The sequence below is a fragment of the Pseudomonas sp. GD03875 genome (assembly GCF_029840585.1).
Classification (GTDB): Bacteria; Pseudomonadota; Gammaproteobacteria; order Pseudomonadales; family Pseudomonadaceae; genus Aquipseudomonas; species Aquipseudomonas paralcaligenes.
Genome location: NZ_JAOCCV010000006.1, coordinates 220,241 through 230,865, shown reverse-complemented (window position 1 = coordinate 230,865; position 10,625 = coordinate 220,241). Strand labels below are relative to the sequence as shown.

The 10,625-nt window shown below is 68.6% G+C and carries 12 protein-coding genes; 4 read left to right on the top strand and 8 right to left on the bottom strand.

Annotated elements, in window-relative coordinates; genetic code table 11:
* Both ccoO and ccoN read right to left on the bottom strand, forming a co-directional pair.
* Positions 1–431, bottom strand: a 431-nt coding sequence (gene ccoO / locus N5D30_RS07760; RefSeq protein ID WP_279908466.1) for a cytochrome-c oxidase, cbb3-type subunit II, incomplete at its 3' end; no start/stop codon positions are given.
* Positions 431–1,870, bottom strand: coding sequence for a cytochrome-c oxidase, cbb3-type subunit I (gene ccoN, locus N5D30_RS07755; protein ID WP_220813346.1), 1,440 nt, complete (start codon positions 1,868–1,870; stop codon positions 431–433). The genes ccoN and ccoO, both read right to left, overlap by 1 nt.
* Positions 1,871–1,912: 42 nt before the next feature.
* Here ccoN and N5D30_RS07750 point away from each other — a divergent pair, with 42 nt between their 5' ends.
* A complete protein-coding gene (locus N5D30_RS07750; RefSeq protein ID WP_347881185.1) occupies positions 1,913–2,608 on the top strand; it encodes an alpha/beta family hydrolase in 696 nt (231 codons plus the stop codon).
* Here the strand turns inward: N5D30_RS07750 and N5D30_RS07745 are convergent.
* The 3 genes from N5D30_RS07745 to thpR form a co-directional block, all read right to left on the bottom strand.
* The gene (locus N5D30_RS07745) at positions 2,605–3,654 is read right to left on the bottom strand and encodes a lipase secretion chaperone (RefSeq protein WP_279908463.1); all 1,050 of its coding nucleotides are present in this window, start codon (positions 3,652–3,654) and stop codon (positions 2,605–2,607) included. The two genes, N5D30_RS07750 and N5D30_RS07745, sit on opposite strands and share 4 nt — an antisense overlap.
* 54 nt (positions 3,655–3,708) lie before the next feature.
* Positions 3,709–4,650, bottom strand: a complete 942-nt coding sequence (locus N5D30_RS07740; protein ID WP_279908461.1) for a triacylglycerol lipase — start codon at positions 4,648–4,650, stop codon at positions 3,709–3,711.
* 273 nt (positions 4,651–4,923) lie between these two features.
* A complete protein-coding gene (thpR, locus tag N5D30_RS07735) occupies positions 4,924–5,418 on the bottom strand; it encodes an RNA 2',3'-cyclic phosphodiesterase (RefSeq protein ID WP_279908460.1) in 495 nt (164 codons plus the stop codon).
* Between the two features lie 166 nt (positions 5,419–5,584).
* On the opposite strand from thpR, the gene N5D30_RS07730 reads away from it, so the two are divergent.
* Positions 5,585–5,896 carry a class I SAM-dependent methyltransferase gene (locus N5D30_RS07730; RefSeq protein ID WP_279908459.1) on the top strand — a complete coding sequence of 104 codons (312 nt, stop codon included), beginning with the start codon at positions 5,585–5,587 and terminating at the stop codon, positions 5,894–5,896.
* Here the strand turns inward: N5D30_RS07730 and greB are convergent.
* The 3 genes from greB to N5D30_RS07715 are packed head-to-tail and all read right to left on the bottom strand — an operon-like array spanning position 5,883 to position 9,607.
* Positions 5,883–6,395, bottom strand: coding sequence for a transcription elongation factor GreB (greB, locus tag N5D30_RS07725; protein ID WP_279908458.1), 513 nt, complete (start codon positions 6,393–6,395; stop codon positions 5,883–5,885). The two genes, N5D30_RS07730 and greB, sit on opposite strands and share 14 nt — an antisense overlap.
* 36 nt (positions 6,396–6,431) lie before the next feature.
* Positions 6,432–8,924, bottom strand: coding sequence for an ABC transporter permease (locus N5D30_RS07720; protein WP_279908457.1), 2,493 nt, complete (start codon positions 8,922–8,924; stop codon positions 6,432–6,434).
* Positions 8,924–9,607 (bottom strand): ABC transporter ATP-binding protein, encoded by a 684-nt coding sequence (locus tag N5D30_RS07715; RefSeq protein WP_279908456.1) that lies wholly within the window; start codon positions 9,605–9,607, stop codon positions 8,924–8,926. The genes N5D30_RS07720 and N5D30_RS07715 overlap by 1 nt, the downstream gene beginning before the upstream one ends.
* Before the next feature lie 10 nt (positions 9,608–9,617).
* Here N5D30_RS07715 and N5D30_RS07710 point away from each other — a divergent pair, with 10 nt between their 5' ends.
* Together N5D30_RS07710 and N5D30_RS07705 are read left to right on the top strand one after the other, a co-directional pair.
* Positions 9,618–10,223: an arylesterase gene (locus N5D30_RS07710; protein WP_279908455.1), complete on the top strand. Its 606-nt coding sequence runs from the start codon at positions 9,618–9,620 to the stop codon at positions 10,221–10,223.
* Positions 10,224–10,278: 55 nt separating this feature from the next.
* The gene (locus tag N5D30_RS07705; protein WP_220813336.1) at positions 10,279–10,560 is read left to right on the top strand and encodes a hypothetical protein; all 282 of its coding nucleotides are present in this window, start codon (positions 10,279–10,281) and stop codon (positions 10,558–10,560) included.
* The last annotated feature ends 65 nt before the right edge of the window (positions 10,561–10,625 follow it).

Here is a 10,625-nt window from a genome sequence, read left to right as displayed (position 1 = left end):
AGCCAGGGGTAGGCCGGCATCTTCGACTCCGGCACCACGTTGCGCGGGTTGTACAGGTGCGCGCGGTGCCAGTCGTCCGAGTAGCGGCCGCCGACGCGGGCCAGGTCCGGGCCGGTACGCTTGGAGCCCCACAGGAAGGGGTGGTCCCAGACGCTCTCGCCGGCGACGGAGTAGTGGCCGTAGCGCTCGGTCTCGGCGCGGAACGGGCGGATCATCTGCGAGTGGCAACCGACGCAGCCTTCCTTGATGTAGATGTCGCGGCCTTCCAGCTGCAGGGCGGTGTAGGGCTTCATGCCCTTGACCGGCTCGTTGACCACGTCCTGGAAGAACAGCGGGACGATCTGGGTCAGGCCGCCGATGCTCACCGCCAGGATCATGGCGATGGCCAGCAGGCCGACGTTCTTCTCGAGTATTTCGTGCTTGCTGCTCATCAGTGGGCGACCTCTGCGGGAATCAGGGCTTCGGCGTCGTATTCGGCCGGCTTGGCGGCGCGAACGGTCAGCCAGGTGTTCCAGGCCATCAGGAACATGCCGAGCAGGAAGACGGCCCCACCGAGGACCCGCACCACGAAGCCGATGTGGCTGGCTTCCAGGGCTTCGACGAAGGAGTAGGTGAGGGTGCCGTCCTCGTTGACCGCACGCCACATCAGGCCCTGGGTGATGCCGTTGACCCACATCGAAGCGATGTAGAGCACGGTGCCGATGGTGGCCAGCCAGAAGTGGGCGTTGATCAGGCCGATGCTGTGCATCTGCTCGCGGCCGAACACCTTGGGAATCAGGTGGTAGAGCGAGCCGATGGAGATCATCGCCACCCAGCCGAGGGCGCCGGCGTGCACGTGGCCGATGGTCCAGTCGGTGTAGTGGGAGAGGGCGTTGACGGTCTTGATGGCCATCATCGGGCCTTCGAAGGTGGACATGCCGTAGAAGGCCAGGGACACCACCAGGAAGCGCAGGATGGGGTCGGAGCGCAGCTTATGCCAGGCGCCGGAGAGGGTCATCATGCCGTTGATCATGCCGCCCCAGCTCGGTGCCAGCAGGACCAGCGACATCACCATGCCGAGGGACTGGGCCCAGTCCGGCAGGGCGGTGTAGTGCAGGTGGTGCGGACCGGCCCAGATATACAGGGTGATCAGCGCCCAGAAGTGCACGATGGACAGGCGATAGGAGTAGACCGGGCGCTCGGCCTGCTTCGGCACGAAGTAGTACATCATCCCCAGGAAGCCGGCGGTCAGGAAGAAGCCCACGGCGTTGTGGCCGTACCACCACTGGACCATGGCGTCGGTGGCGCCGGCGTACAGCGAGTAGGACTTGGTCAGGGTGATCGGCACTTCCAGGTTGTTGACGATGTGCAGGATCGCCACGGTCAGGATGAAGCCGCCGAAGAACCAGTTGCCCACGTAGATGTGCTTGGTCCGGCGCTTCATCAGGGTGCCGAAGAACACCAGCGCGTAGGCGACCCAGACGATGGTGATCAGGATGTCGATCGGCCACTCCAGCTCGGCGTACTCCTTGGAGGAGGTCCAGCCCAGCGGCAGGCTGATGGCCGCCAGCACGATCACCAGCTGCCAGCCCCAGAAGGTGAAGGCGGCGAGCTTGTCGGAGATCAGGCGGGTCTGGCAGGTGCGTTGCAGCGAGTAGTAGCTGGTGGCGAACAGCGCGCAGCCGCCGAACGCGAAGATCACCGCATTGGTGTGCAGCGGGCGCAGACGGCCGAAGCTGGTCCACGGCAGGTTGAAGTTCAGTTCAGGCCAGGCCAGCTGGGCGGCGATGAACACGCCGAGCCCCATCCCGACTATGCCCCAAACCACCGTCATAATGGCGAACTGGCGGACAACCTTATAGTTGTATGCCGCAGTGCTGGTTGTGTTCATGTGTTGGGCTTCCATCCACGGTTTGTGAAAAGCAGGGCAAGCATGGGTAATGGCACGATGATGGTTATTGACGGGGATCAATGCCGCGCGCGGGGATGGCTGTGGAACGGGGCGGACACGATGTCGCAGGGGGTGCTGATCCTCGCCCACGGCGCCGGCGCGCCGATGGACAGCCCGTTCATGCAGCGCATGGCGGAGCTGTTGGCGGAGCGTGGAGTGGGCGTGCTGCGCTTCGAGTTTCCCTACATGGCGGAGCGGCGCCGCAGCGGCGGCAAGCGTCCGCCGAACCCGCAGGCGCAGCTGCTGGAGTGCTGGCGCGAGGTCTATCGGCTGGTGCGCGAACAGGTATCAGGGCCGCTGGCCGTGGGCGGCAAGTCCATGGGCGGGCGCATGGCCAGCCTGCTGGCGGACGAATTGGAGGCCGATGCGCTGGTCTGCCTGGGCTATCCCTTCCACGCCGCGGGCAAGCCGGAGAAGCCGCGGGTGGCGCACCTGGCGAAGCTGCGCACGCCCACGCTGATCGTCCAGGGCGAGCGCGATGCGCTGGGTGGTCGGGAGAGGGTGGAGGGCTACAGCCTCTCGCCGAGTATCGAAATACAGTGGCTGGAGGCCGCCGACCACGACCTTAAGCCGCTTAAGGCGTCAGGCTTCAGCCACGAGCAGCACCTGCAGCGCGCGGCGCAGGCCGTGGCGGACTTTTTACTCACGGGAACGGTGGGCGGGAGGGGCAGCCGCTAGGGCGTCCTCTCCGCGGCGCCCGCCTCGCGGCTCTGGGCCAGTTGCTCGGCGGCTTCCAGGCGCAGCATCTCGCGTTCGTCGAAGCGCTCCTTGGCCATCCGCTCGATGCTGGCCTGCTTGTCCTCGGCGGAGAGACCGCTGCTTTCGATGCGTGCCTTCTCGCGCCGGTAGTCGCCGAGGCGGCGCTGCCATTGCTCGCGGGTCTGGTCCAGGGCTTCGAGCCGGGCGGTGGCTTCGGCGCCGACCAGCTGCAGGCGCAGCTGCTGGATCTGCGCGGCGCTGGCGCCCTGGGCCTGCAGGGCGGCGGTCTGCTGGCGCAGTTCGGCCTGCAGCTGCGGCACCACCATGTCCTGCATCTCCTCGGGCAGGCTGGCGCGCAGGCTGTCCAGCGCCTCGGCCTTCTGCCGGTCGTCCAGCGACTGGTCGTGGCGGATCGCCAGGCGTTGCAGGGTGAACTGGTTGTAGGCCTCTTCCTGGGCGAAGAAGGCCTGGTGCGCCTCGGCGCTGAAGATGCTGGCGCGCAGGTTCTGCACCGCCTGTTCGCGCTGGCGCAGGGCGTCCAGGCTGGCCATCTGCGGCAGGTCCTTCTCCAGCTGGATCAGCTGGCGCTTGTAGTCCAGGTACTGGTCGAGCAGGGCCAGGGCCTGGCTCAGCGCCGGCTCCTCGAGCTGGCTGCGCACGTAGGCGCGCAGGCGCTCGACGCTGGTGGTGATGGTCTCCTCCTCGCCATAGGCGCTGAGGAAGTAATCGAAGATGCGCCGGATATCCATGGTGATCAGCAGGTTGCCGGCCTCGTCGAGGCGGAACTGCCCATCCACCTGGGTGCCCGCGAACGAGCGCGGCAGTGGCGTGATGCCGGCCGTCAGGGACGGGGGCTGGTGCGTACTTTGTTCCGGTTGCGGCAGTGTCATGGGCACGGGCGCGCCGGCGGGGGGCTGCGGTGCCGGAGCCGACTGGTCATCGGGTTCGAGCGGATTCAGGTGGAGCGTGACGGCGATACCGACCCCGATCACCAGGGGCGCGGCCAATAGCAGGAGCTTGTTCACGGCGAGACTCGGCAGGGAGGGGACATCGGGGCCTCGTGGGCCCCGATCCTGGGCTCAGAGGCCGGCCAGCTTGAGGCGGTTGGCCTGCTGGCGGTAAACGGTGACCGGATCGGTCTCGAACAGGCTGGTCAGGCCGAAGGTCTGGTTGACCTCGTCCAGGTGGTTCATCCGGTAGTTGTCGCGGATCACCATGCCCAGGTGCGAGCTGCAGCGGCCGACCAGGCCGTCGTTGGGCTCGTTGAAGGTCAGCGAGCTGGCGCCCAGCATCAGGTCGCTGATGTCCAGGAAGTTGGTCAGCGGGCTGGTGCCGCTCCAGGAGTAGTAGCTGACGCCGTTGACCTTGTAGGCGCCCTCGCCGCAGGCGCTGGTCGGGATGCCCTGCGGGAACTTGGCGTTGAACACCGCGGCGCCCTGGCTGTTCAGCGATTCGAGCGAGCCGAGGGAGTTCTGCGGCGCATTGCTCGGGCTGCCGGAGAGGAAGTTGATCAGCGCGCCCAGGCCGTTGACGATGCCGGCCAGCATGGCTTCGCCGGCGGAACCCGGCGGGACCTTGCGCAGGAAGTCGGCGGTGGCAGAGCCCTTGTGCGGCGCGCCGACGCTGGTGACCGAGGCGACCAGGTCGGGGCGGATGGCGGCGACGTAGCGCACGGTGGGGCCGCCGTGGCTGTGGCCGATCAGGTTGACCTTGCCCTTGCCGCTGATGGCGGCGATTTCTTCCACCTGATCCAGCAGTTCCTCACCGCGCAGCTCGGAAGTGTTCAGCTGGCTGACCTCGGTGATGTAGACGCTGGCTCCGTCCGAGCGCAGGGAAGAGGGGATGCCGTACCAGTAGTCGACCCCGAGGATGCTGTCGAAACCCAGCATGCCGTGGGTCAGGACGATCGGGTACTTGGTCTTGGTGTAGCCGCTGGGGCCGAACAGGCCGGCGTCGGCATAGCCGGACAGCAGCAGGGAGGTTCCGGCGCAGAGGGCGAGCAGGGTCTTCTTATTATTCATCGGTTGCTCTCGAACGGTGGTTGGGCGGTGGTTCCGTCCTTGTGTCAGCCACCCGTTTCCCTCCTGGAAGCGGTACTTCAGCCGTGCGAGAGGGGCATGATCTGTGCCAGATCGCGACAAATTTAGAACGAAGGCTCTAAACGGGCGTTTGCGATGCAGGCCCCGTAATCCGAGGGCTCCTGTCGGTAATGAGGATTGTTACCGAGGGAAACAGGGATGCCCCCTCCCTGGGAGGGTGACAGCTACCTGTGGCTCTGTTCGAGCGCTACCGGCTCAGCCCAGCGCCCACCGGGAGAGGGGGATATAGCGGCCCTGCTCGGACTGGTAGAGCACCATTTCCTCGACCCGCCAGGCGAAAGCCGGAGGGGCCTGCCGTTCGGCGAGGCGACTGTCGCGCGCGAGGGTCAGGTGGGGGCGGTAGGCGCGTCGCTCCACCGGTAGGCCCGCCTCGTTGAGCAGGTCGTCGAGGCCGCCGGCTAGGGCCAGCAGCTGCGCGGGAACCTGGCCGGGAGCCAGGTGCAGCAGCCCGCCCTGCCAGCAGTCGAGGCGGTCCAGGCGCAGGTCGAAGGCCAGCGCCTCCAGCGGCAAGCGCGGCGGCAACTGGTGGAGCAGTTCGAGCCGGCTCTCCGGCAGGTGGCCGAGAAAGGCCAGGGTCAGGTGGAAGTTGGCGGTGGGCACGGGCCGGCCGGCGAAATGGCAGCCGTCACGCCAGGCGGCGATCCGCTCGGCGATCTCGGTGGGACAGGGCAGGGCGAAGAACAGTCGCATGGGCTTACCTTGACAGTATTGGGCGGCGTTTTTAGCATCGCACCCCATGGCGCCGATTTAAGAGCAACTTGCGGGGCGCCGCCCGGTCGGGCGAATACCGCTAAAGCGCTGGCCGGTGTCGCCTCCCACCGCAGCCCGGCGGGAATCCGAGGCTGAGACTGCATCCATGAGTTGTCCGCGCACCCACCTGCATTTTTCCCCCCTGCCGCACGCCGCGGTCAATCGCCACCCGCATGTCCTGCTGGTCGGCAGCCATCAGCCGCGTTTGCTCAAGAGCCTGGAAGGCTGGCCCAAGCATTGGCCGGGCTCGCGCAATTTCCTCGTCCGCTTCGCCGGCGCCCAGGTCCAGGACCTCGCGCGGCTGCCGGCGGACGCCTTCGACTTGGTGGTGGTCGGTGCCGAGGCGCGACCGCTGGAGGACGAGTTGATCGGCCAGTTGGTGCGGGTGGCCCGCCAGGGCCTGATCAGCCTGCGCTGAACCCCGGGTAGTCGATGGTGGTGATGTAGACGGTCTGCTCGCCGCTCGGCGTCTGCACCCGTACCTCGGCGTCCAGCGCCTTGCCCACCAGGGCGCGCGCCAGCGGCGAATCGATGCTGATCAGGCCCTGCTTGAGGTCCAGTTCGTCGGGGCCGACGATGCGGTAGCGCGACTCGGCGCCGTCGTCGTCCTCCAGCGTCACCCAGGCGCCGAAATAGACCTTGTTCGGATCGGCGGGGCGGCTGTCCACCACCTTCAGGTTCTCTAGGCGCTTGGTCAGGAAGCGTACGCGGCCGTCGATCTCGCGCAGCATCTTCTTGCCATAGATGTACTCGGCGTTCTCCGAGCGGTCGCCGAGGGCGGCTGCCTCGCTGACCGCCTGGGTCACCTGGGGCCGGCGCACGTGCCAGAGTTCGTGCAGCTCGGCGCGCAGGCGCGCCTCGCCTTCGGGGGTGATCAGCGGAGTGCCGGCGGTGCGGGGCGGACGATAACGGCTCATGGTGCTCGCGAAGTCTCGGGATCGGGCGATTCTATCTCAGACTTCGCGCAGCACCGTCAGCGGCGAGGCATTCAGCGCACGCCGCGTGCCCCAGACGCCGGCCGTCCCTACCAGCAGCGCCCCGATGATTGGTAGCAGCAGAAGCCAGGGATGCGGCTGCCATTGCAGGTCAAGGGCGTAGCGGTACAGCAGGAAGCTCACCAGCTCACAGCCGAGCGCCGCCAGCAGGCCACTGGCCGCGCCGAGCAGGCCGAACTCGGCGCGGCGCGCGCTCATCAGCAACCGCCGCTCGGCGCCGAGCGCACGCAGCAGCGCACCCTGGCGCAGGCGCTCGTCGAGCGTCGCCTGCAGGCCGGCGAACAGCACCGTGAGGCCGGCGGCGAGGACGAACAGCAGCACGTACTCCACCGCCAGGCTGACCTGGGCCATGATGCTGCGCAGCTGCTCCAGCAGCGCCTCGACCTGCAGCAGGGTGACGGCGGGGAATTCCCGTGCCAGCGCCACCAGCTGCTTCTCGCTCTGCGGCGGCAGGTAGAAGCTGGTCAGGTAGGTGGCCGGCAGGTCCTGCAGGGTGCCGGGCTCGAAGACCATGTAGAAGTTGGGCTGGAAGCTGTCCCACTCGACTTCGCGCAGGCTGGCGACCCGCGCCTGCTTCTCCAGGCCGCCGACGTTGAAGGTGAGGGCGTCGCCGAGCTTGAGCCCCAGGCTCTCGGCCAGCTTGGACTCCACCGAGACGCCGGGCATGTCGCCCTCAGGCCCGGGTTGCCACCACTGGCCTTCCACCACCTGGTTGCCTTCCGGCAGCTCGGCGGCCCAGGTCAGGCTTAGGTCGCGGCGGACGGCCCGTTCGCCCTGGCTGTCCTTGCTCACATGGCTGCGCACCGGCTCGCCGTTGATCTGGGTCAGGCGCCCGGCGACGATCGGGTAGAGCGGCATCGGATGGGGCGACAGCTGCTGGAGGCGGGCGGCGAAGGCGTCGCGTTCGGCGGGCAGCACATTGAGGGCGAAATGGTTGGGTGCCTGCTCCGGCAGCTGCTCCTGCCAGGTGTCGAGCAGCTCGCCGCGCAGCAGCGCGATCAGGGCCATGGCCAGCAGGATCAGGCCGAAGGCCAGCGACTGGCCGGCGGCGGCGAGCGGGTGGCGCAGCAACTGGCCGAGGCCCAGGCGCCAGGGCAGGGAGGCGCGGGCCAGCAGGCGGCGCAGGGCGTTCAGGCCCAGCAGCAGCGCGCCACCGAGCAGCAGGGCGGCGAGCAGGCCGCCACCGAGCAGGCCGAGGGTCAGCTTCAGGTCCAGACTCAGGCGCCACATGATCAGACCCAGTGCCAGCAGCGCGGCGCCATACACCAGCCAGGAACTGGGCGGCACCGGCAGCAGGTCGCGGCGCAGCACCCGCAGCGGCGGCACCCGCCCCAGGGCGGCCAGCGGCGGCAGGGCGAAGCCCGCCAGGGCCACCAGGCCGGTGGCGATACCGGCGAGGGCCGGCAGCAACCCGCCCGGTGGAACGCCCGACGGCAGCAATCCCTGCAGCAGCTTGAACAGGATCAACTGGCCGCCCCAGCCGAGCAGGGCACCGGCCAGGCTGGCGAACAGGCCGAGCATGGCCAGCTGCAGGCCGAACAGGGCCAGTGCTTCGCGGCGCGACAGACCCAGGCAGCGCAGCAGCGCGCTGGCGTCGAAGCGGCGGGCGGCGAAGCGCGCCGCCGACAGGGCGACGGCGACACCGGCCAGCAGCACGGCGGCCAGGCTCGCCAGGTTCAGGTAGCGCTCGGCACGGCCAAGGGCGCCGCCGATCTGGCGGTTGCCGTCGCGGGCATCCTCCAGCCGCTGGCTCGGCTCCAGGCCGCTCTTCACCTCGGCGCGGTAGCTGGCCAGCGCCGTGCTTTCCCCGCGCCACAGCTCGCGGTAGCGCACCCGGCTGCCTGGCTGGACCACGCCGGTGGAGGCCAGGTCGTCCAGATGCATCAGGACGCGCGGGGTGAGGCTATAGAAGTCGCCGGCGCGATCCGGCTCGTGGGTCAGCACACGGGTCAGGCGCAGCTGCCGGTTGCCGACCTCGATGTCCTGGCCGATCTTCAGGTCGAGCGCGGCGAACAGCCGCGCTTCCGCCCAGGCCTCGCCCGGGGCGGGGCCGCCGCCGGTCTCTTCGGCGCCGTAGGGTTCGGCGGCGCTCTTCAGCTCGCCACGCAGCGGATAGCCGGCACTGGCGGCCTTGACGCTGGACAGCTGTATGCCCTGGTCGCCGGCGATCACGCTGGTGAACTCCACCACCTGGGCATGTTCCAGGCCCAGCCGGCGGCCCGCTTCTATCTGTTGCGGCGTCGCCGGGGCGCTGCCGCCCAACACCAGGTCGGCGCCGAGGAATTCCGTGGCGCGCAGCATCATCGCTCCGTTCAGGCGCGCGCCGAAATAGCCGATGGCGGTGCTGGCGGCCACCGCGACCAGCAGGGCGAAGAACAGCACGCGCAGCTCGCCGGCGCGGGCGTCGCGCAGCAGTTGGCGCCAGGCGAGGACGAACAGGCGGGCGACCATCAGGGTTCCACGCTGTCGACCAGATGCCCGGCTTCCAGGCGGATCAGGCGGCGGCAGCGGTGTGCCAGACGCTCGTCGTGGGTCACCAGGACCAGGGTGGCGCCCCGTTCCTGGTTCAGCTCGAACAGCAGGTCGCTGATACGCTCGCCGGTGTGGCTGTCCAGGTTGCCCGTGGGCTCGTCGGCGAACAGGATCGCCGGTTCGGCGGCGAAGGCCCGGGCGATGGCGACGCGTTGCTGCTCGCCGCCGGAGAGCTGGCGCGGGTAGTGGGTGAAGCGCTGGCCGAGGCCGACGCGCTCCAGCAGGGTGGCGGCGCGCTGGCGAGCGTCGCTGCGGCCTTCCAGTTCCAGCGGCAGCATGACGTTCTCCAGGGCGTTGAGGTTGTCCAGCAGCTGGAAGGACTGGAACACGAAGCCCACGTGCTCGGCGCGGACCCGCGCGCGGCGGTCCTCGTCCAGCGATTGCAGGGCGTTGCCGGCCAGTTCGACTTCGCCGGTACTGGGCAGGTCGAGTCCGGCCAGCAGGCCGAGGAGGGTGGATTTGCCCGAGCCGGAGCTGCCGACGATGGCCAGGCTGTCGCCGCGGGCGAGGTCGAGGGAGAGATCGTGGAGGATGACCAGATCGCCTTCCGTGCTGGGAACCACTTTGCTAAGGTGCCGCGCAGTGAGAATGCTTGCGCTCATGGAGAGTCCGATGCGTGCATTGTGGATGAGCGGTGCGCTGAGCCTGCTGCTGTGGGCGCAGGGCGCCCTGGCCGGCACCGTGCTGGTGGTCGGCGATAGTATCAGCGCCGCTTTGGGCCTGGATACCCGCCAGGGCTGGGTCTCCCTGCTGCAGGAACGGCTGCGGGAGGGTGGTTTCGAGCACCAGGTGGTGAATGCCTCGATCAGCGGCGACACCACCTCGGGTGGCCTGGCGCGGCTGCCGGCGCTGCTTTCGCAGCATCGGCCGCAGCTGGTGATCATCGAGCTGGGCGGCAACGATGGCCTGCGCGGGCAGCCCGCCGCGCAATTGCAACAGAATCTTGCCCGCATGGTGGATCTGTCCAAGGAGGCCGGGGCTGGTGTGCTGCTGCTCGGCATGCGCCTGCCGCCCAACTACGGCCAGCGCTACACGGAAGCCTTCGCCCGGACTTTCGCGGACGTGGCGCAGGACAAGCAGGTGCCCCTGGTGCCCTTCCTGCTCGACGGTGTCGGTGGCGTGCCCGGCATGATGCAGGCCGACGGCATCCATCCCGCCGTGGCGGCTCAGGGCAAGCTGCTGGACAACGTCTGGCCGACCCTGAAACCGCTGCTCTGAGCCTTCCCCGGCTGCGGGCTTTCGGCTATCTTGGCGGCCCGCCTCGGAGCCCCGAATGCCGCGTCCCGCCTGGTCCCTGTACGCCTACCAACTGATCGTGCCCGACGAACAGCTCGACCTGTTCGCCTGCCGCGAGGCGAAGGTGCATCTGGTGGCGCGACAACTGGAACTGGGCGGCTTCGCCGATCGCACATTGTGTGGCGGTTTGTTACCGGCGCTGCCCGTGATGCGCGCGGTGGACAAGGCCGGCCTGCGCGACAGGCGTCTGTGCCCGGCCTGCCGCGAGGTGCTGGATGCCGAACGGCGCGGCGAGCGGCTGCCCTGGTCCGGCGCCTGATGTCTCTCCCGGCCGGCCCGGCGCCCATGTACAATTCCGACTTTCTCCATCAGCCATTTACCCCA